Here is an 848-nt window from a genome sequence, read left to right as displayed (position 1 = left end):
CGGGATCGGGCTGAGCGCGGGAAACATAATAAATAAAGGGTTCGACCATGCTTCGAAAACTTGGGTTTGGCTTAACAGCTGTGGCGATGATGGCGCCTGGCGTAGCGGCAGCATTGGGGGTAGGGGAATACCAGCTTAATTCCTATTTGAACCAGCCCCTGGATATGGATGTTTCTCTGCACGAGGTCGGCGACCTGTCAGCAGAGGAGATTCTGGTGAATCTGGCGCCCCAGTCAGAATTCGATGCTGCTGGCGTTGATCGCAGCTATTTCCTCAATCGTCTGGAATTTTCTGTAGAGCTTCAGGAGGGTGACAAGGCCCAGCTGCATATTTCTACGGACCAGCCGGTGCGTGAACCTTACCTGAACTTCCTGGTTGAATTCCTGTGGCCCACCGGCCGCCTGATGCGTGAATATACGGTATTGCTGGACCCGCCCAGCTTTGCCGATAGCACCGTAACCGCTGCGCCGACCATCAGTCGCGTGCCGCAGCCAGTGACTCGCAGCGAGCCTACTCCTGCGCCGGCGCCCGCAGCCGCGACAACATCCCAGCCTGACAGAGCGCCTGAGCCCGCCATCGAACCGGAGCCTCAGCAGGTTCAGTCTGCACCGGCAGTAGCCGATAACAGCCCGCGCAACAGTTATACCGTGCGTTCCAGTGACACCATGTGGCAAATCGCCCTGAATAATCGCCCCTCGAACAGTGTGTCGGTGCAACAGATGCTGGTGGCGATTCAGGAGATGAACCCGGATGCGTTCATCAATAACAACGTGAACCTGGTGCGTGAAGGCACCGTTCTGCGTATCCCTAACGAGCAGGAAGTGCGCACCATCTCCACCCGTTCCGCT

1 protein-coding gene is annotated in these 848 nt (G+C 57.4%); it reads left to right on the top strand.

What is annotated here, in order from left to right; translation table 11 throughout:
• Positions 1-47: 47 nt before the first annotated feature.
• Positions 48-848 (top strand): FimV family protein (locus tag A3754_RS03310; protein ID WP_304439790.1); only part of this gene is annotated, 801 nt, incomplete at its 3' end.

The sequence above is a fragment of the Alcanivorax sp. HI0083 genome (genome assembly GCF_001635175.1).
Note: the sequence above shows the minus strand (reverse complement) of the source record. Positions and strands in the feature narration are given on the sequence as shown.